At 52.1% G+C, this 19,241-nt stretch carries 17 protein-coding genes; 9 read left to right on the forward strand and 8 right to left on the reverse strand.

The annotated features are described in order from the left end of the window. The coding region (locus ACKI61_RS11680) for a GTP-binding protein (protein WP_407457739.1) at positions 1-186 on the reverse strand (186 nt) is incomplete at its 3' end. A 563-nt stretch (positions 187-749) separates the two neighbouring features. On the opposite strand from ACKI61_RS11680, the gene ACKI61_RS11685 reads away from it, so the two are divergent. The 3 genes from ACKI61_RS11685 (at position 750) to ACKI61_RS11695 (ending at position 5,347) form a co-directional block, all read left to right on the forward strand. Then, the gene (locus ACKI61_RS11685; protein WP_407457871.1) at positions 750-2,246 is read left to right on the forward strand and encodes a hypothetical protein; all 1,497 of its coding nucleotides are present in this window, start codon (positions 750-752) and stop codon (positions 2,244-2,246) included. A 205-nt stretch (positions 2,247-2,451) separates the two neighbouring features. Continuing rightward, a complete protein-coding gene (locus tag ACKI61_RS11690) occupies positions 2,452-4,155 on the forward strand; it encodes a glycosyl hydrolase family 5 (protein ID WP_407457872.1) in 1,704 nt (567 codons plus the stop codon). 196 nt (positions 4,156-4,351) lie between these two features. Continuing rightward, entirely contained in the window at positions 4,352-5,347 is a 996-nt protein-coding gene (locus ACKI61_RS11695) for a GDSL-type esterase/lipase family protein (RefSeq protein WP_407457873.1), read from the forward strand. Here ACKI61_RS11695 and ACKI61_RS11700 read toward each other — a convergent pair. Continuing rightward, positions 5,344-6,345: an alpha/beta hydrolase gene (locus ACKI61_RS11700; protein ID WP_407457874.1), complete on the reverse strand. Its 1,002-nt coding sequence runs from the start codon at positions 6,343-6,345 to the stop codon at positions 5,344-5,346. The two genes, ACKI61_RS11695 and ACKI61_RS11700, sit on opposite strands and share 4 nt — an antisense overlap. Before the next feature lie 117 nt (positions 6,346-6,462). On the opposite strand from ACKI61_RS11700, the gene ACKI61_RS11705 reads away from it, so the two are divergent. Continuing rightward, positions 6,463-6,786 carry a hypothetical protein gene (locus ACKI61_RS11705; RefSeq protein ID WP_407457875.1) on the forward strand — a complete coding sequence of 108 codons (324 nt, stop codon included), beginning with the start codon at positions 6,463-6,465 and terminating at the stop codon, positions 6,784-6,786. On the opposite strand, the gene ACKI61_RS11710 is transcribed toward ACKI61_RS11705, so the two are convergent. Together ACKI61_RS11710 and ACKI61_RS11715 are read right to left on the reverse strand one after the other, a co-directional pair. Beyond that, complete coding sequence (locus tag ACKI61_RS11710; protein ID WP_407457876.1) at positions 6,783-7,571, reverse strand: CAP domain-containing protein; 789 nt, start codon at positions 7,569-7,571, stop codon at positions 6,783-6,785. The genes ACKI61_RS11705 and ACKI61_RS11710 overlap by 4 nt on opposite strands. Before the next feature lie 67 nt (positions 7,572-7,638). After that, positions 7,639-10,041: an InlB B-repeat-containing protein gene (locus tag ACKI61_RS11715; protein ID WP_407457877.1), complete on the reverse strand. Its 2,403-nt coding sequence runs from the start codon at positions 10,039-10,041 to the stop codon at positions 7,639-7,641. An 808-nt stretch (positions 10,042-10,849) separates the two neighbouring features. Between ACKI61_RS11715 and ACKI61_RS11720 the strand changes: the two genes are divergently transcribed. After that, positions 10,850-12,742, forward strand: coding sequence for an ABC-F family ATP-binding cassette domain-containing protein (locus tag ACKI61_RS11720; protein ID WP_407457878.1), 1,893 nt, complete (start codon positions 10,850-10,852; stop codon positions 12,740-12,742). A gap of 97 nt (positions 12,743-12,839) precedes the next feature. Here the strand turns inward: ACKI61_RS11720 and ACKI61_RS11725 are convergent, their stop codons facing one another. Continuing rightward, on the reverse strand, positions 12,840-13,232 hold the full coding sequence (locus ACKI61_RS11725) for a co-chaperone GroES (protein ID WP_407457879.1): 393 nt from the start codon (positions 13,230-13,232) through the stop codon (positions 12,840-12,842). A 42-nt stretch (positions 13,233-13,274) separates the two neighbouring features. Between ACKI61_RS11725 and ACKI61_RS11730 the strand changes: the two genes are divergently transcribed. Then, the gene (locus tag ACKI61_RS11730; protein WP_407457880.1) at positions 13,275-14,210 is read left to right on the forward strand and encodes a hypothetical protein; all 936 of its coding nucleotides are present in this window, start codon (positions 13,275-13,277) and stop codon (positions 14,208-14,210) included. Here the strand turns inward: ACKI61_RS11730 and ACKI61_RS11735 are convergent. Continuing rightward, positions 14,195-15,022 carry a M23 family metallopeptidase gene (locus ACKI61_RS11735; RefSeq protein WP_407457881.1) on the reverse strand — a complete coding sequence of 276 codons (828 nt, stop codon included), beginning with the start codon at positions 15,020-15,022 and terminating at the stop codon, positions 14,195-14,197. The two genes, ACKI61_RS11730 and ACKI61_RS11735, sit on opposite strands and share 16 nt — an antisense overlap. Further along, positions 15,009-15,290 (reverse strand): hypothetical protein, encoded by a 282-nt coding sequence (locus tag ACKI61_RS11740; RefSeq protein WP_407457882.1) that lies wholly within the window; start codon positions 15,288-15,290, stop codon positions 15,009-15,011. Before ACKI61_RS11740 ends, ACKI61_RS11735 begins: the two co-directional genes overlap by 14 nt. A gap of 62 nt (positions 15,291-15,352) precedes the next feature. Here ACKI61_RS11740 and ACKI61_RS11745 point away from each other — a divergent pair, with 62 nt between their 5' ends. The 3 genes from ACKI61_RS11745 (at position 15,353) to ACKI61_RS11755 (ending at position 18,201) form a co-directional block, all read left to right on the forward strand. Then, positions 15,353-15,505: a hypothetical protein gene (locus ACKI61_RS11745; protein WP_158278375.1), complete on the forward strand. Its 153-nt coding sequence runs from the start codon at positions 15,353-15,355 to the stop codon at positions 15,503-15,505. Next, positions 15,506-16,621 carry a DNA polymerase III subunit beta gene (gene dnaN, locus ACKI61_RS11750; RefSeq protein ID WP_407457883.1) on the forward strand — a complete coding sequence of 372 codons (1,116 nt, stop codon included), beginning with the start codon at positions 15,506-15,508 and terminating at the stop codon, positions 16,619-16,621. A gap of 161 nt (positions 16,622-16,782) precedes the next feature. Next, on the forward strand, positions 16,783-18,201 hold the full coding sequence (locus tag ACKI61_RS11755; RefSeq protein ID WP_407457884.1) for a hypothetical protein: 1,419 nt from the start codon (positions 16,783-16,785) through the stop codon (positions 18,199-18,201). A 333-nt stretch (positions 18,202-18,534) separates the two neighbouring features. On the opposite strand, the gene ACKI61_RS11760 is transcribed toward ACKI61_RS11755, so the two are convergent. After that, the gene (locus tag ACKI61_RS11760) at positions 18,535-19,047 is read right to left on the reverse strand and encodes a hypothetical protein (RefSeq protein WP_407457885.1); all 513 of its coding nucleotides are present in this window, start codon (positions 19,045-19,047) and stop codon (positions 18,535-18,537) included. Positions 19,048-19,241 lie beyond the last annotated feature (194 nt).

A 19,241-nucleotide genomic window follows, 5' to 3' on the forward strand; every position in this document is an offset into this window, starting at 1 on the left:
CGTGATACCGCGGGCCTTTTCTTCGGGAGCGTTGTCGATTTCGTCGAAACGCTTGGCGGCGGCGAGGCCGCGTGCAGCGAGGGTCGTGCAGATTGCGGCGGTCAGAGTGGTCTTGCCGTGGTCAACGTGGCCGATGGTGCCGATGTTGCAGTGCGGCTTGCTTCTGTCAAAATGTTCTTTTGCCATTTTTTCCTCTTCTTCAGCAGAAGGTTTATCGCTTCGAATCCTAGGAATGGTGCGGGTTAAACACGTATTCCGGTTATTCCGCAAAGCATAGGAAGCGGTACTTTGCGAATTTTGCCGAACAAATTTAGCAAATTCAAGAAAATTTTCAAGCATTTTTTTTTGTTTTTTGCTCAAAAACGCAAATTTTGGAGTTGAAATTGGCCCAATCTGCGTTCAGGCACCCCCATTCGCCTATGTCTATGCCTGTCAACGAAATTGGCTTTTTTCGTCAAATTTCAAGGGTTCATTTTTTTAGTCCTATCGTAACTCCAGTTTATCAACAGTCTAAGAACATCTTGGTGAATCACCAGCGGAGCCACTCAAGTTTGTGAATAAATATTTGTAAAATGTTGTTTACACATAAAAAATTTACAATTCGTTCCCTGTCGGCCTTGTCTTATTGTCCATGCCAAAAAGTGTGAGCTTACGCAAAAACAGAGTACAAGAAATTATTTTTACTTTTAAAAGGAACTCACTTTGGCTATTTTTAGATAGCGTGTTTGAGAAATCCCAAGGAACCCCATATGAAAAAGATCTTTCTTAAGTCGGTCATCACCCTTGCGACAGCATTGCTCCTGTGCAACTGCGGCGATGTAACCAGCTCAAATGCTACTAACTACATCGTCACCAGCCAGTCCTTCCTGTACGAAGGCGATGGCGCCGACTACATCATTGACCAGGCCACAGGAATCGTCACCAACGCAGAAACCGGTGAAGTCATCGGCTTCGCAGATTTCAACACGGGCCGTATCATTGCCCCCGACCAGGTCACCGTTCTCGAAGAAGGCATCGTTTTCTCTGAGCTCGATCAGCTGACTCCCCCCGTCATCACCTCCGACGCATGGGTGCTGTCCGCCGACGAAATCTATGTCATTTACCCGGGAACCTTCCACGTAACCGACGCAAACGGAAACACCATCGGAGCCTTCGTCTTCGACACGGACCCCGACACCGGACTTCCCGCCGTGGACCCGGAAACCGGGATGACCACGACATCGGGCAGCATCGTCGACGCCAACGGCGAAGTCCTTGTGAAAAACGTGGACATCGCGACACTAAAGCCGTACCAGGCAACGGTCAACCCTAACGGCGGCAACGTAAACCCCGGCATAGAAAGCAGCGAAAGCGCAATCCCCGGCCCCCAGAGCAGCGATGCCAACAACCTGCCGTACTCCAGCGAAGGAATCCCCATGAGCTCCGATTCCAACCAGCCGGGCCTCAGCAGCGCAACGAATACGCACAGCTCTTCCAGCACCGCAAAGTCTAGCTCCTCCGCAAAGTCGTCGAGCAGTTCTGTCAAGTCTTCCAGCAGCCAGAGCAGCGGCTACCAGATCAAGTACATCAACGGCGGCAAGAGCGGATCCGGCTACGCAACGCGCTACTGGGACTGCTGCAAGCCCCACTGCGCATGGCCCGAACACGGCGGCTCTGCCAAGACTTGCGACGCCCAGGGCAACGAAATTGGCGACAAGAGCGCAACCAGCATGTGCGACGGCGGTAACGCCGGCATCTGCAGAAGCCAGTTCCCCATCATCATCAACGACACCCTCGCATTTGCCTTCGCGGCAACCCCGGGTGGAGAAAACAACTGTGGCAAGTGCTTCGACCTGGTCTTTGACGGCGGATGCAAGTACGAAGCTGCGGGCATCCACAAGGCCATGAAGGGCAAGCACCTGATCGTCATGTCCAACAACGTGGGCTACGACGTGCAGGGCGGCCAGTTCGACGTGATGATCCCAGGTGGTGGCTACGGCATCTTCAACGGTTGCTCCCAGAAGATGGGCTGGGGTTCCCAGGGCTCCCAGTACGGCGGCCTCCTGGACGAATGCGAAAAGGAAAACAACTACAATACCAGCAAGTACAAGAGCTGCATGAAAAAGAAGTGCGAAGCATCCTTCTCGAACGACCCCGAAGCAAAGGAAGGCTGCATGTTCCTTGCAACATGGATGAACTCCGCCGGCAACCTGACCCACAACTACAGGGAAGTGGAATGCCCGAAGGAACTGACGGACAGATACTAAGGTCCAACTTCAAATCTGTTTAGAATCAGGCCCAGGCTAAAAACCTGGGTCTTTTTTTATGTGACGAATATCGCGTAACTGCGTATCTAACAAAATTTTACATGAAAACGCAGGGCAATTAAGCTATCTTTAGGGTAGGATGGAATTGGAAGGGCTTTCTATAGAAAGTCTCGTTGATTTTCTAATGGTTTAACCAAGGATACCTATGAAACACCAATTCCTGAAGTCCGTCCTGGTCCTGGGATCTGCACTGGCCATTGCTGCCTGCTCCGACGCCACCGACGCCCTCGACGATATCGACCTCTCCGCCCAGCAGCTGATCGAAGATAACGGCGGCAATAGCGACATATCCGCACAGGAACCTTGCTGGCTTTTGAATGCCGACCAGCCCTACCTGATTTACCCATCAGGAATCGTGACCGACCTGAACGGTCAGAAAGTGGGCTCACTGCAGCTCGCCGAAGGCAGCACCACCGCCGGAACCATCGTCGGTAACGACGGCAACGTCATCCTGGAATATGTGGACACAAGCGTGCTCCCCGCAACGACCCGCGAAATGGTGACCGCACAGATTCCCGCCTCCTCTGCCGCTGCAACCGACCCGAACCAGCAGCAGTCTACCGACACGAATACCACCGCGACGCCCACTTCCAGCGCTGTCGCGACTGCCAACAGCAGCTCCTCTACAACCAACACCACGGTGAGTTCTTCTGAAAGCAAGCCCGAAAGCTCCTCTGCGCAGCAGGTCGTGAGCGACGGCAAGATTACCGTGACGGGTAGCCTAAACCAAACCGTTGCACAAAACGCAAAGACCTCTGCCATCACCTTCTCCGGTGTCAGCAGCGCGGAAAAGGCCGTGCGCAAGAGCTGGAACGCCTACTTCCTGAATACCGAATTCAATGACGGCGTATTCACCATCAAGGCAACGACTATTCCCGACTACTTCCAGACCGGCAAGACTACCGAAACCTTCGAAATCGAAGGCAAGTCCTACGAAGTGGTTCTCAACGTGACTCAATCCAACGGCCAGCAGAGCAACGACGAAAAGAGCTCCAGCAGCCAGCAGCAGGCAAAATCTTCTTCTAGCCAGCAGCAGCCCAAGTCCTCGAGCAGCCAGCAGGCAAGGTCCAGCTCCTCCGTGAAGTCCTCTTCTAGCACAGCCAAGTCGTCCAGCAGCCAGAACACGAACCTCTCCGGTGACGAAGCCAAGTATGTCGACGCGGGCAAGGGCGGAAAGCCCGGCTTTGCGACCCGTTATTGGGACTGCTGCAAGCCCCACTGCGCATGGCCAGGCAATGGTACCGCCAAGACCTGTGACGCAAGCGGAAACACCGTTAGCAGCGGTGCTACCAGCATGTGCGACGGCGGTAATGCAGGCATCTGCATGGGCCAGATTCCTATTGTCGTAAGCGACAAGCTCGCCTACGCCTTTGCCGCAGCACCTGCGGCCATCGGCGGACAGTGCGGCAAGTGCTACGCCCTCACCTTCACCGGCCAGGGAAAGTACGAAACCAAGGGCAACCATAAGGCCCTCGTAGGAAAAACTCTCGTGGTGATGATTTCCAACATCGGCGGCGACGTGGATGCCGACGGCGGTCAGTTTGACATCATGATTCCGGGTGGTGGCGTAGGCCTGTTTAACGGATGTTCCAAGATGGGCTGGTCCAACAACATGGGCGCCCAGTACGGCGGTCTCCTTTCGGACTGCGAATCCGAAGTCGGATACGCAGGCGACGTGAAGAGCAAGCGCAAGGAATGCCTGACCAACAAGTGCAAGTCCGTGTTCTCAAGCAACAAGCAGGCCCAGGAAGGCTGCCTCTTCCTTGCCAACTGGATGGAAGCCGCTGGCAACCCGAAGACGGAATACAAGGAAGTGGAATGCCCGTCTGCCCTTAAGAGCAAGTACTAATAGTCACTTTTACTACGGTATGACAGAAGCCGCGGCTAGAGCCGCGGCTTTTTTGTTTCTTGCGAAGCAAGGACTGTAGGGAGGTTTTAGGAGGGGCTCCTCCTAGGAGGAGGGGTAGCGGATGACCGCCGTGCGGGCAGGAGCGAGGGGAGGGCGCTCCCCCTTTGTTTTTATATTTCGGGAAAAAGGAGCCTATATGTTTGGGAAAAAATTTATCGTGGCGGCCTTTGCGACAAACGCATTAGCAGCGAACGTGGCCTGCGTCGGCAACAGCATCACCGAAGGATATGGAATCTGGGGCGACAAGAAATACCCCGACCACCTGCAAGAAATGCTCGGTAGCGACTACAGCGTCACGAACTTCGGTGTATCTTCCATGACCTTTGCGGGCGAGAAAATCAAGGCCGGCGACAACAATTTCAGCTACTGGAAGACCGAAAAGTTCAAGGCGGCGCTCGCCTCCTCGCCGGATATCGTCGTGATTGAGCTCGGCACCAACGACAGCAAATACTTCACGGACAAATGCATCTGGGAGGGTGCCGAAAAATACAACTACCTTTACGGCCAATGCGAAATCTCTCAGTTGCACGCCGATTACGAGGCGCTGATCGACACCTTCGCGCACCTGCCCACAAGCCCCGAGATTTATGCCACGCTGCAACCCTACAGCAACAACTGCGACTGGGCAATCATGGACACGGCGATCGTAAGCCAGATCAACCCGGTTATCAAGGAGACCGCAATGGAGAAAGGCGTGAACATTATCGACCTGCATACGCTTTTCAAGACACCCGCATGGTTCCTGGACGACAGCGTGCACCCAAACGCCACAGGCGCCCAGGAGCTCGCGAAAATCGTGAACAAGTATGTTACCATGGCAAAGCCCAAGATTGCGCAAAACGGGGTAACGCTCTCGGTGCAGGGCGACGCCTACGCAGCACGCTGGTACAGGGACGGCAAGATGATCGAAGGCGCAGACAAGGCATCGCTCGCCATTTCCGAAACGGGCGCCTACAGGGCGCTCGTGAAAGTGGAAGAGGGCAACGATTCATGGCTCCTGAGCGACGAAATCGAGGTCACGAACCTGAACGGCGGCACCACAAAGATTGCACCCAAGCGCAACAAAAAAGCGCAACCGATGCTGCGCAAGTTACACCACAGGGTGGACGTGAAGGGAAGGCGCGCCGATTAAAGGCGACTTTCAAGGAACAGGAACATCTTTTGGTAGGCGCTGTCGCGGGCAGGTTCATGCGAAAGGAAAACATCGTGAAGGCCGCCTTCGATTTTTTCGAAGCGGACATTCTCGCCAAGATGGGCGCCATACTCGCGGATATGATCCACATTCAAGACGCCGTCGCAGTGTTCGTATTCATCGGCCCATTCGGAATCCTTGAAACTGCAACCGCTGTGCATAACGAGCACGGGGACCTCTAGCTGCAAGCCCTGCTGAATGCGGCTATGGCCCTTGTGAATTGCGGTGAGCCAGCCAAAGTCAATCGGTAGGCTCCCTATCACCTTCAGGGTCGTGTCGAAATCCCATTCACCGCGCGCCGAACGGTGCAGGCTGAAGCCGTAATTGGGATTGTCGCTCCTTGGAATCGGCAGGTCGGGAAACACCGCGCCAACAAGCGAAAGCAGGGGGACGCCTGCCACACGGACAATCCAGGGATAGTTCATCTCGAGAAAGGGGCTGTTCAAAACCAGGGCCGAAAGGCCACCTCCGTTGCCACGGTCGGCCGCATAAAGGCATGCGATCAGCCCGCCGGTGCTGTGGCCAAGAATCACCAGCGGAACGGAATCGCCTTCGATGTCTCGGATGACCGCGATGGAAGAGTCCAGCTCGGCATAGTATTCAGAGATGTCGCGGAGTTCGCCAATAGTTTCACCTACTCGGTAGGAACGGCCGTACTTGTGCAAGTCGATGGCATAAAACGAATATCCCGCCGAATCTAGCTTCTCGGCGAGGCTGCGCTGGAAAAAATAGTCGTTGAATCCATGGATGTAAAGGACGGCGCCCTTGGGCGAAAGGGAATCGATGAACGGATAATGCACCAGTGTCGCATGAAAATCACCAGCATCGATGCCACAGGTCCCGAACGGCTCACCCAGCAAGGCGTCACCTTCCCAGGCACGCTCCAATGCAAACAGCGTCGTTGACGCAAGCAGAACAAGGCAGCACCACAATCTCATAAAGCGCAATATAGTTTATTGAGAGGGGAAACAAAATTACATTTTTTGTATAATCATTTTTTTGAACGCAAACTATAGTTGGCGTGATTTTAGAAGATGCGTTTTTAAAATTGCAACATGTTCGATGATGAAGTTCATAAGAATGCCATCAAAGATTTTATCGCTTTCTTAAGGACGATGACAACCCAGAAAAACATCGCTTTTTTCAGCGATGTCTCGAGAGAATACGTAAGGAATTTGGGAAAGGGGAACAAGATTCCCACGATCAGGGTGTTTTTCAACATCATTGAGTCTGCGGGACTAGACCTGAAAGAAGGTGCCGCACTCTATGTTGACTTCCTAGAAAAACAGAAAACAGCCCTCGCCGCCGAAAGGAGCAAGGGCCTAGAGTATATCAAACGAATACACGAGAAAAAGGATTCCGGGAAGAAGAATCCCTAGTAGAAGTTCACATTGAACCAGCCCTTCTTGCCATCGGCAGAGAGCGCGATTCCACAGGCGACCTTGGTGTAGCTCTTGTTTTTCATGTTCAGGTAATGGCCGATATAGGGATAGTCCTCTTTCTTTTCAGGATCGCGTTCACCGCTTGTAACGAGCGCCTTTTCTTCTTCCCACATCATCTTGAGGTAGTATTCGGCAACGGCAGAGGCATCCTTTTGCCAGCTAGCGCTGAAATTCGGGCCGCTGTTCTGCGCGAATTCGCCGCAGTCGCCGAAATGCCCGTGGGGAGAGTTTTCGGCAAGGTCCGCCGCGGCGGCTTCTTCGGCGCAAGTCTGCTTTTCTTGCGCTGCGAGCGCGAGCGGCGGCAAGGATTCGGTAGCGCGGTACTCGTTGATTTTGGCGAGGCAGTCGTCGCGCCAGCCCTCGTTTATAAACGCTTTATCCGAAGCGGAAGAAGCCGCAGCCGAAGAGCTTGACACATCTTTTACCTTCTCGGAAGAAGAAGACTTTTCCTTCGATGCCGAAGAACTCGAATTGTCGTCGGAGACGACAGAGGAACTGGATTTCGGATTCGAAGAGCTGGAAATATCTTCATCCGATGAACTCGTGACTTTTGAATCGCCCGGTGCATCTCCCGTAGGGACATCGATCGTGATTTCGTCGCCGGAATCAATATGCACATTTACTGACGAGGAATCGTCAGAACAGGCGGAAAGGCCAAGGAACATCGCAAACGAAGCCGATAGCGCCATCAAGGCGAGCGGACTAGGGAATTTTTTCATCATCAGGCACCTCTTTTTTTCAATAATACAAAAAGACGCCCTTAAAGGCGTCTTGATTTTGCAATAAGCGCTACTTTAGGGAGACTTTTTGCAGTTGTCCTCCGATACGAACCAGATAAGTGGCAGAACAGGGCACGGTCAAGCTGAAGTCAGAAACAGCAACCCTGCCAGACATCATGACGCGGCCTTGCATATCGAACACGGCATAGGCAGCTCCCACACGGGCGTTTACCACCTGAATTTCGCGACCGGCGACTATGAGAGAGAACTGCGGAACAAAGCCATCGGCGACAATCGCGTCCTTGCCCTTGCTGGAGCTGGACTTGCCACCTGCAGAACTGCTGGAGTTCACGCCGCTGCTGGAAGAAGCCGCCTCGCTTGAGCTCGATTTTTCAGAACTAGACGAAACCTGCGAACTGCTCGAAGCAACGCTAGAACTACTCGGGATAGACTTCCATTGCGATGATATGACCAAATTCCCAGATGCCGTGGCAGGAATTTCTGTCACCAGCGCATCACCAAATTCCCAGCCCAAGAATGTTTGGTCACTCAGAGAGGGTGTGGGCAAGGGCATCTCCTGTCCGGGCGTATAGAAAAGAACGTAACCATACGGTTCCTGCATTTTGGACACATATAACCAAGCAACATTGCGCGTTTCGCTGCCGGTCAATACGGGATATTCGTCGCCCTGAATCCAGTTCGCGCCATAAGCACTGCCCGCTATCTCATTACCGAGAGCATCCTTTTGCACATAGTCGTGCAACGCCTTTGTAACAGTTCCATCTTCAAACGCCGAAGCTTCGACCGGAGTCCCGATGCTGTCGCGAGACAACGTTCCATCCAGATAGAAGTTGTTATCGAATATCACTATCCAATAATAATCCAGCTCCGAAGGCACACCGCTGATAATCGAGCCCTTGCTATGGTTATTAAGAACAAAGGATTGCTCGGGCCTGACTGGAGCCCTTGCATGAATACGTTGATCGGTTTCAACATAATAGCCCCCTATCAAGCCATTAGCATAACAATCATGACAATCAAAGTCGGCAGCATTGTAGTTATTCACTATGAAAAAGTGCGTCGAAACTTCTCCAACAAGGCCTCCAACATCTCCTCTGAAGGGGAATTGGGTTTCTTTTTCCTCATCGCCGACAAAGCGACCTTCATTGGAGTTCTGTATAAGGAACGTATAGTAGTCGGAGAGTCCCACAAGGCCTCCGGCCGCACTGACACCTTTCCCAATATCGATGAGTCCACGATGGCTGCTATTTCTTATAATCAACAGATTGTGGGCTTCTGCAACCAATCCACCGACATGAGTCAAGTAACCACCGTGTGCCACTATGGTTCCGTCAAAATGCGTATTCTCAATTTCTATATGGGCATAGGCATCGGAATGGCTGCCAATAATTCCACCCACACCGACACTGAGATCCCTCGAAACGAAGGAATCCCGTACTTTCAAGTTATGGATAACGACTTTGGTTACAGCATACTCATATGGTTGCCCCGTGTAGAACATTCCATCGGCATCTTCCATATAAAGCCCCGAAATCGTGTGACCCTGCCCATCAAAAAATCCATTATATAGAACAATCTCCTTCCAGGGGATAAAATCGTTTATCCTTGAACTATCGAGCGTACCATCTCGCTTCAAGACATTCTCGTTGACCACGATATCCTTCGTTAGCTTGCCACAAACATTAGCCAGATGCTCATCCTCATTGTATTTCCCTGTGGTAAACGATCCGTCTACGAGTGCCGAAAATCCGTAAAGTTCCGCGGCATTCGAAATGATGTAGCAGCTGTCCGCAGGATCTATCGCCGGTCTCTTGTATTCGTACCACTTCGCATAGAAATCCTTGTCGCCCTTGTCGCTCGTTGTAATGGAGTCGACAGGATCGCCCGCCAATTCCTCGTTGTCGTACCAGCCAAGAAACATGCTGCTGTCACGATAATATCTATCACGCAGATTGCTCCCAATACCTCCCAGATAGCAGGAAACATCGCCAGTCAGTATGAGTACATCTTGATAACTCTTGTTTGGATTGCCACAACCAATATAAGGCCCAGGATCTTCCATCTTACCGCCATTGGGATGGTAGGTTACCTTGTAACGGTCATACATCTTAGCCCAGTATTCAAGATCGCCCGTTGTCGTATTGGAAATTGCCGTATCGTTTTCTCCGCTGAATTCGGCATCCCTATACCAGCCGCCAAAAACCTGGTTTTCCTTGGACGTTCCCTTAGGAAGCATCGTAATAAGGCCGGCAACATAATTGTCAAGATATCTAGCCGTATCACTATCGAAAGTATGGAATGTGACATTGTACCTAGCCGCAATGGAATTCTTGAGTGTTCCAGTAAAAATCGGATAGGGATCACGGCCGACATCCTGCCCCCAAATGGAGCCTTCCGCATTTTCTCTCAATAGAAATGTCAACGCACCATTAAACAATGCAGCCGTATCCACCAATGTTCCATAATCGATATATTTAGAGGAACTCAGCTTTATCGCATAACTGTTGATGACATTGAGGGATTCATTACTACTCCTTGTATAACCCAGCAATCTGGAATCATAGTTATTCCAATTATCTACAAGGTTTGCTACACTATAGCAGTTTGTCAAGGTCAATGATGCACCGCTTACATAACCCACGACACCTGCGATATAGGGATTGCTTTTCGTGGACTTGATAGTGGAGAATGTATAGAAATTGGTTATCTGGGTCTTTCCAGACCCGTAGACAAAATTTACAAGAACGCCAAGATAATCCGTCGATGAAAAGTACGAATCAAGTATTCCCAGATCCCGGACAACGACAACGGAATTCTCCGGAGATGTGATCGACTCAAAAAGACCCGCTCTGTCAGGTGAATACAGCCCCGAAATCGTATGACCATTCCCGTCGAATTTTCCCGCAAAGTCAACCATCGGTTTCCATACGGCTAAGGTCTCGGCGCTGTCACTATTGAGCAGGTTCCACTTATTCAGGACGTTTTTATTTACAACGATATCCTGCATGAGTTTGCCGCAAACAGACGGATTTGCCTCAATAGAATCGTGTCCGTTTACGATTTGGGCAAAACCGTAAAGTTCCTCGGCGGTTGAAATCTGGTAGCAGCCATTAAGCGACTGTGACGGGACGGCCGGCTCAATTTCTTTGGCTCCGACAGCAGCAATTAGCGCCAGTAAAAAAACGGGTGTTCTTTTGATGGACATGCATCCTCCTTCTGGTTCACTTTATAAGATAACAAAAAAAACTATCTTTAATCCCGTGATTCAAATTCAGAACATTTCTAAGTCTTTTGGTGAGCAGGTGCTGCTTGACGGCGCCTCGATGCTTGTAGGCGACCACGAACGCGTGGGCCTTGTAGGCCGCAACGGTTGCGGCAAATCGACCCTTTTCAAGATGATTCTCGGCCAGGAATGCATCGACGGGGGCTCCATCGACATTCCCAAGAAATACACGCTGGGTTACCTGCAGCAGCACCTGAACTTTACGCACGCCACGGTTCACGAAGAAGCCTGCAGCGTGTTAAAGCCCAATGAAGACGGCTGGATCGAAGAACACAAGGTCGAAGCGATTCTGTTCGGTCTGGGTTTCGACGAAGAATCCATGCACAAGAGCCCCGCACTCCTTTCGGGCGGTTTCCAGATTCGCCTGAACTTGGCGAAGGTCTTGGCGAGCGAACCCGACATGCTGTTGCTCGACGAACCGACCAACTACCTGGACATCGTGTCGATGCGTTGGCTCAGCCGCTTTTTGCGCAGCTGGAAGGGCGAAGTGCTCTTGATTACCCACGACCATCACTTTATGGACGAGGTCTGCACCCACACGGTGGGCATTCACCGCCACAAGATGCGCAAGGTCAAGGGTACGGTAGAAAAGCTCCGCGAAACCATTGCCGAAGAAGAGGAAGTCGCGCAGCGCACGCAGGAAAACGAGGCGAAAAAGAAGGCGCAGCTGGAACAGGTCATCGAACGTTTCCGCTACAAGGCCGCGAAGGCCGCCATGGTGCAGTCCAAGATCAAGGCAGCGGCAAAGCTTGCCACCGGCGAGCGACTCTCCCACGAACGCAACCTGGATTTCAGCTTTACCGAGGCAGGTTTCCCCGGCAAGAGAATGCTCCAAATCAAGGGGCTTTCGTTTGCATACCCGAATGGCCCGGAGCTCATTACCGACCTCACCATGGAAGTCTTCAAGGGCGACCGCATCGCCGTCATTGGCCCGAACGGACGCGGTAAAACGACGCTCCTGAACCTGATTGCAAACGAGCTCAAACCGGTCGCAGGCGAAATCGCACCGAATCCGAATGTGCAGATCAACTATTTCGGCCAGACGAACATCAACCGCCTGAATCTGGACAACACCGTCGAAGAAGAAATCGCCTCGGCCATCGTCGAGGTTTCGCAGAAGAGCCGCGCCCGCGGACTGGCAGGCCTCATGATGTTCAGCGGCGATGCCGCGTTAAAGAAGGTGAAAGTCTTGAGCGGTGGCGAGCGCAGCCGCGTGCTCCTCGGAAAGATTCTGGCAACTCCCTGCAACATGTTGCTGCTTGACGAACCGACGAACCACTTGGACATGGAATCCATCGAAAGCCTGATCGACGCCCTCGAAGATTACGAAGGCACCGCAATGGTGGTGACCCACGACGAAGAACTGCTGCACGCGTTTGCCACAAGACTCGTCGTATTCGACGGCGGCAAGTGCCGCGTGTTCGAAGGCACCTACGCCGACTTCTTGGAGAAGGTCGGCTGGGCCAGCGAAAAGAAGCCGGGCGGCTCTGAATCGGCCAATATTAAAGTTTCCAATATCGACGTAAAAACGGACGGCGGCAACGCTGCCGCGAACAATGCGGCTGGCGGCGCTCCCCGCGCAAAGGAAGACCGCAAGGCCCGCGCCGACTACATCGCCGAACGCAGCAAGATTATCAAGCCGCTCGAAAAGAAGCTTGCGAAGCTCGAAGAAGATATCGCGAAAGCTGAAGCCCTGGGCGGCGAACTCGAAGCCAAGCTCGTGACCGCCTCCGAAACCGGCGATGGAGCCACCATCACCGCAATCGCTAAAGACATGGACGACAACAAGAAGAAAGTCGACCAGCTTTACGAGGAATGGGAAAAGGTCAGCGCCGAACTTGAAGCGGCCAAAGATAAATGGAAACTATAAAGACCGTTCGCGCCCATTCATACAAGTTCGTACCCTGAGCGCTCACTCTCGCAACCACGCCTGGTTAATACCAGGCGTTTGTTGCTCACAGAGATCGCTAAAGATTCTCAATTCCTGAGACATCGTCGGGAACATCCTGGCGCATCACCATCAGCACGGCATTCTGCGAGATGATTACGTAGGTTTCACCGCCGATTTCAATTTCATAGCCATTGGCATGCAAATACAGCGCCTCGTCGCCTTCCTTGACTTGCAGCGGCAAGTACTTGACTTCGTCAGGGGATTCCCCGCGGAACACGGCGTCGCTATCCTGCGTCACAGGCAGCGGGTATCCCGGCCCCACACGCACGACCAGGCCCGTATGGACCGCGTCGCGTTCCTTGACGCTTGGGGGCAGATAAAGGCCGCTTCCGGTCTTGTTCGATGCTTCAAGGGGCTTAATCAGGATTCGGTCGCCAATGATTACGATATTCTTTAAAGGATCCAGCATAGCCAAAAGATAGAATTTGCGTGCTTTGCTATAATGTAAGGCGTGATATTCATTATCCTGTGGACAACCATTTTCGCCTTCCTCACAGTCTACCTTGGGAAAAGCCCCAGGGTACGCAGCTGGCTCAAAGTGATAATCAGGGCACCTAAGCTGTGGCGCTTTACCATCGGCATCGTCGCTGGATTTTCGGCCATCGCCATTGCCTTCTGGCTAATTCCCAAAACGGAGGTGCAGAGCACCGATGAACGGCTCCTGTTCGAAGACTACGCGGCAACGGCAATTATGAAGCTCGATTCGCTCAAGGCGCTGCAGGTGGACACCAACTGCAACCTTATGCACCCCGAACCGGAACTCGCCTATGTGCTCCCGCTAATCCTCGAAGCCTACGACAGCATCGTTACAAAGCCCACGCTGCCTGTTGTCATGCGCATCGACGATACCCTAGAGCTTGCCATGAACGGCTACAAGCAATTCAAGAACAGGGGCATTCGGCTGAACAAGCTGCTGCAAAAAAAACTGGGGAACCGCTACTCGACACGCATTACTAGCGACGGGCAGAACCACACGCTGCATGTCACCTATACCGGTGACCCCTGGGACACCGAGCAGCTTACGGCACTCCCCGTGATGGAAGCGGCGCACAAGAACCACCTAGATCCGGCGCTTTTAATGTCGCTGATCCGCCACGTGTCAAACTTCAACTTCGACTTTCGCGGCCAGAAGGATTCCAGGGGCATCCTTTCGCTTACTGAGGGAGACGGCATTGAACAGATATTCCGGGGAGCGGAGCGCCTAGGCAAGATGCTCCAGGTGGGCATCAGCCAAGAAAATGCCGTCGCAAGTTTCTACCCGTTCCATGGGATCACTACAAACCCCGAAAATTGGAGCAAGTCCCCACTGACCAAGAGCTGGGTAGACCAGGTCCTTTCCGACGTGGACTTCTACCACCAAAACGGGTTGAATCACTTTGTCAAGTAGAAGCTTTCCGGATTGATGGAGATTCCATCGATGCGGACTTCGTAATGCAGGCCAATACTTGACTGGGTGCCACTCTCACCAATCAATGCAATCGGCTGCCCACGGTGCACCAGATCACCCTGCTTTACCAGGGCCTGGCCCAGGTGTGCATAGAACGTGCGCACATCGTGTCCGTGGTCCAGCTTGACCGAAAGACCGAAGCCGCGGTGCTTGCGGACCTCGATGACAGAACCCGCGCCCGTCGCGTACACCGTGTCGCCTTCGGCTGCAACATAGTCGATGCCCCTGTGCGGAAGCTCGCTGTCGGTGAACGGGTCATAGACCATCTCAAAACGTTTCTTTACCGCATGGTCGTTCTTCATCGGGTGCAGCACCGGAATCTTCTCGGCGGCTACCGAATCGCGCTCCAGGGCAGAGAGCAGCTTCTTGAAGGATGCTTCCACCTCGTTTACGCTCTTACGCTTCTGCAGCAGGGAATCGTCCATGGCCGCGCCATCCAGCACAAACCCAAGCCCGCCCACCTTCAGGGTGGAATCGCGGAGGATACGCGTTTCCTCGGCGCGTAAAATCGACGAGTCCACCGAGGCACGAATTACCTTGAGTTCCTTTTTGATGGATGCATTCTGGCGATAGACGTTCGTCACGTTTCCGCTTGTTATGTTGTCCAAAATTTGCACCGGCGAGAACAGCAAAAAGCCGAAGACCGCGGCAACCACTGCCACTACGGCGACAACCGCTCCCCAGAAGGAGAAACGGTAACTTCTACCCGAAGCGGTCTTGCTCGGGAATACGTGGATCTCAAGCTTCTTCACTTTCAGACCCGGGGTTATCGATGCGCTTGCGGAGGGACTCGATGATACGCTTTTCTTCTTCAATGGAACCAAGGAGCTCCACCACAGAAGGATCATCCTTGATGGTCTCTAGCAGGTCGTCGCGGATGGCTCCGTGGAGCTTCTGACCGAGTGCCATGAAACGCTTTTTGAGTTTGGATTCCTCGTTTGCAAGCTCCACACGCAAAAGGGCTGTCGATGCCAAATTCAAAGCCCTGTTTTTTATCTTATTTAGCGTTTTTTCTGCCATGTCCTTTTCCTTTTGTCCGTAAAAAAATTAGTTTTTTACGCGTATATAAATGGAGACACTCTATGAGTCGTAGCGACCGCAGACGCGCAAAACAGAATGCAAAGCAGTTTACCCCTAAAAAGGCCAATGCCCTGGACCCGAAAATTATCGCAGTCCTTGCGGCAATCGCCGTTATCTTCTTTGTTGGAACCATGCTTATCCAAAGAGGCGCATAAATGAAGTTCAGTATCAAGAAATCCGTGTTGCAGGATGCGCTGCAGATTGCCATCAGCGCCATTCCCAATAAGTCGACACTCCAAATCCTTAACGACTATTCGCTGCGCCTGGAAGGCAACTTCCTTGAAATCTGCGCCACCGACTTGAACCTGGGTGTGAGGATTAAGCTCGAAGTCATGGGCGAACGCGACGGCGAAGCCCTGATCAATGCCCGCAAGTTCTCCGACCTCATCAAGGCCCTCGTGGAACCGAGCATCGACACCATCAGCGTGGACGTGCAGGACCACCTCACCCGCATCAAGTGGAGCGAACGCGGCCAGGCATCCATCACGAGCTTCGACGCAAGCGACTTCCCGCCGTTCCCCGAAGTGGAAGGTGCATCGCTCACGCTCGCCGCAAGCGAACTTGCATTCCTAGTCGAAAAGACCGCCTTTGCCGTCTCTACCGACAACACCCGCCAGAACTTGAACGGCGTGTTCATGGAAGCGAAGGACGGAAAGATTTCCATGGTCGCTACCGATGGCCACCGCATGGGCCGTGCAAGCATCGATCAGGAAGGCGCGAACCTCGATTCCGGCATCATCGTACTCCCGAAGGTGCTGCAGCTGGTTCTCCGTCTTGCAAAGAACGAAGACTCCGTCGAAATCTGCACCACCGAGACGCACGTGCTGTTCCGCATCGGTGCCACCCAGATTATCTCGAAGCTCATCGAAGGCCCGTATCCGAACTACCGCGCCGTGATCCCGCAGAACTTTGAACGCACCGTGCAGGCGAACGCCACCGAACTGTTGAACAAGGTCCACTGCATCTTGCCGATGGCCAACCCGCGCACCCACCAGATCCGCTTCCAGATGGACGGAAACAACATGGAACTCTCTGCGACGGACCCAGATGTCGGCGGCGAAACCCGCGAAGCCATTGCCGTGACCCACAACGGCGAAGGCAGCTTCAGCATCGGTTTCGACGGTCGCTACTTCTACGAAATCCTGAACATGTGCAAGAGCGAAGAAGTCGTGCTCAAGATGAACACCCCGATTGGCGCTTGCATCATCGAACCCGTTGGCGACGACATGGGCTTCAGCTTCCTCCTGATGCCGCTGCGCCTTGCCGACTAACGAATCGGGTTAGTTACATACAAATTAACTGAAGGTTCCGTGCAGGCGGAGCCTTTCTTTTTGTGTGAGCCGCTACACGATTTAAAAAATTATTGTAGGCCTACTTTACATGGGCAGTTTCTGAATTTATATTTATCTTTGTCCTTAAAAAAGGAGACGATATGCTTTTTGGAAAAATTTTAAGACACGGCCTGATAGCGTCAACGCTGATTTTGGGACTCGTCGCCTGCTCCGGTGAAGACGGCAAGGAAGGTGCCGTCGGTCCGGCGGGTGCCGAAGGCCCCAAGGGTAAAGACGCGAAGGTCAATGTCGACTCCATTGCAAACGCCATCCGCGAAGAGGTGACCGGCACGCTCTGGGACACCCTCTACGCCGAACCCTACGTGGACACCGTCTACCAGATCCTGTTCGACAACGCGTTCGGCACGGCCTGGATGGATTCCACGCGCCAGGCGCTTATCGACAGTCTCAAGGAGGCTGACTACGACTCGCTCTACAAGAAGCTCTACGACAGCGTCTACGCAGACATCTACAGCGAAAGCGTCATCCGCACCTTGAACAGTTCCATCGTATATAGCAAAGAAGACATCTACGGGGCGTACGCCAACCAGTACCCGCTGATGTACAAGGACTTCACCAACTCCAAGGGAGAGGTGCTCCACGTGCCGCTGGAATATTACGTGAAGAACAATTGCGACAAGCAATCGAAGGGCAACTGCCGCTGGAAAAAGGTGATGCTCAAGGCCTGGATCGAAGGATTTACCGACACGGCAACGGTCACGGACTTCGTGAACCCCGATACATCGATCCGCATGGCTCCCTCGTTCAAGTTCAATACCAAGGCCCTTGCAGCGCTCAAGACCGCCGAACCGGCACAATACCAGGTAGAAGCCTACGCGCTCGAAAACGACCACGAAATTCTCCTGTTCTCGGAGTCGATTCCGACCACGATTCACCCCATGCAAATCAAGGGAGCGGAACTCGCTGGCATCAAGAATCCCAAATGGTGGTATAGCGTATGGGTGACACCGCAGGCCGATTCCATCAAGAACATCGTCGACGACATCGCCAAGAAACTCCCAAACGGAGTGCTGAAGGTCTACCAGCAGTACGAAGATGACGAATCGATAGGACAAAGCTCCGTGCGAGTCGCTTCTGCCGTATTCGAGGTCCTGCAGGCACGCGGCATCAAGTACGTGCAGAACGACGGCGCGGCAAGCAACGGGCAGTATGTCAAGTATGTCAACGAGACATTGCGCGAAAAGCAGGGCATCTGCATCGAGACAGCGAACTTGTTCGCCTCGGTCCTCGAACGCCTCGGCTTTAAGACCATGCTTGTGCTTATTCCAAGCCACGCATTCGTAGGCATCTTCAACGACGAAACAGAAGAAAGCACCGTCACCTTCATCGAGACGACCATGATCGGCGACAAGAATTCAACATTCGCAGGTGCGGTCAAATCGGCAAACGACAAATACAACGAACAGGTGGAACTGGGCAACTTCAGCTCTGGCGATGCAGAAATCATCGAGATCGATAACGCGCGCAAGTTCGGCATCATGCCCAACGACATTCCGTAAGTCAAGTTTACGGCAACCAAAATCATTAAACAAAACCGAAGAAGAATTATATACCAGCCATTACCCAAATATGGTTAGGCTCCCATCGGAAACTATCGACTATTTCCTCACAATCACTTATACCCATATACTCAATTGCATACCAATCATCCCATCTTCTTCGGATATAATCCGCCCATGCAAGAGTAGGAAGCCAGTGACCCTGTTCTTTATAGACATCGGGCCAAAAAAGAATGGATTTGGGCATGATCTAGACTCCTTAGAATAAAAAGAAGTAATAATTCAAAATAATCTAAAAGTATGAAGAAAAGGCTAAATAGTCATCAAAGAGAGTTATTTATCTGAAGACAAATAAAGATACTTATCAACCTTTATTACTATGGTATAAATTTTGTCTTTATACTGATACGTTCCCAAAACATTTCCGTTATTTTTCCATCCCAGATCATTCAACTTTATGAAATCTAAATCTCCATTGGGCGTGCAACGTATCGTTTTATCATCGATATGAAGCCATTTGTCTGCGCATATGCCATCATACAAAAAATTATCTGCTACAACGGATAAATCGCCCCATTCATATGTACGAATTTCTTCTTGTAATGATGCTGTTAGGGTTTCTGACTGATGAGTAAGTACTAATGTTACTGCGGAATCGATGCTAATATTCTTTTTGTAACTAAAAGTTGCTGGAGCAATTTGAATCTGCTCAAAATCATTCGCCACAAGCAAATTTGAATACTCTGTTGCTTGTGCTATCGAAATATGGGCTGTTGCTTGGCAACCGCCACCAAAGATGTCTTCATAAGCAATAGCTGAATATGCTGGCAAATATTTATTTGCCAAGGCACATGTGGATGTTGATGGATTTGTTGGATTGAGCGTATTTATTGAATCGGCTGATTATTCCGGAGCGGCGGAGCCGCCAGTCCGGAGAAGTGAGAGCCACTAGTCCGGCCTGACGGAGCCACCTGTTTTTTGCCCTACTGGGCTTCCGACGGGTTCAACCCATACACTTCCCTCATGGACTTGTCAACCGA

The organism is Fibrobacter sp. (assembly GCF_045601785.1).
Lineage (GTDB): Bacteria > Fibrobacterota > Fibrobacteria > Fibrobacterales > Fibrobacteraceae > Fibrobacter.

What these genes read in the sequence shown, in the direction of transcription:
- ACKI61_RS11755 (WP_407457884.1), top strand. Translation starts at nt 16,783, where the DNA reads ATGCTTTTTGGAAAAATTTTAAGACACGGCCTGATAGCGTCAACGCTG.
- dnaN (WP_407457883.1), top strand. Translation starts at nt 15,506, where the DNA reads ATGAAGTTCAGTATCAAGAAATCCGTGTTGCAGGATGCGCTGCAGATT.
- ACKI61_RS11725 (WP_407457879.1), bottom strand. Translation starts at nt 13,232, where the DNA reads ATGCTGGATCCTTTAAAGAATATCGTAATCATTGGCGACCGAATCCTG.
- ACKI61_RS11690 (WP_407457872.1), top strand. Translation starts at nt 2,452, where the DNA reads ATGAAACACCAATTCCTGAAGTCCGTCCTGGTCCTGGGATCTGCACTG.
- ACKI61_RS11710 (WP_407457876.1), bottom strand. Translation starts at nt 7,571, where the DNA reads ATGATGAAAAAATTCCCTAGTCCGCTCGCCTTGATGGCGCTATCGGCT.
- ACKI61_RS11700 (WP_407457874.1), bottom strand. Translation starts at nt 6,345, where the DNA reads ATGAGATTGTGGTGCTGCCTTGTTCTGCTTGCGTCAACGACGCTGTTT.
- ACKI61_RS11745 (WP_158278375.1), top strand. Translation starts at nt 15,353, where the DNA reads ATGAGTCGTAGCGACCGCAGACGCGCAAAACAGAATGCAAAGCAGTTT.
- ACKI61_RS11685 (WP_407457871.1), top strand. Translation starts at nt 750, where the DNA reads ATGAAAAAGATCTTTCTTAAGTCGGTCATCACCCTTGCGACAGCATTG.
- ACKI61_RS11695 (WP_407457873.1), top strand. Translation starts at nt 4,352, where the DNA reads ATGTTTGGGAAAAAATTTATCGTGGCGGCCTTTGCGACAAACGCATTA.
- ACKI61_RS11740 (WP_407457882.1), bottom strand. Translation starts at nt 15,290, where the DNA reads ATGGCAGAAAAAACGCTAAATAAGATAAAAAACAGGGCTTTGAATTTG.
- ACKI61_RS11705 (WP_407457875.1), top strand. Translation starts at nt 6,463, where the DNA reads ATGTTCGATGATGAAGTTCATAAGAATGCCATCAAAGATTTTATCGCT.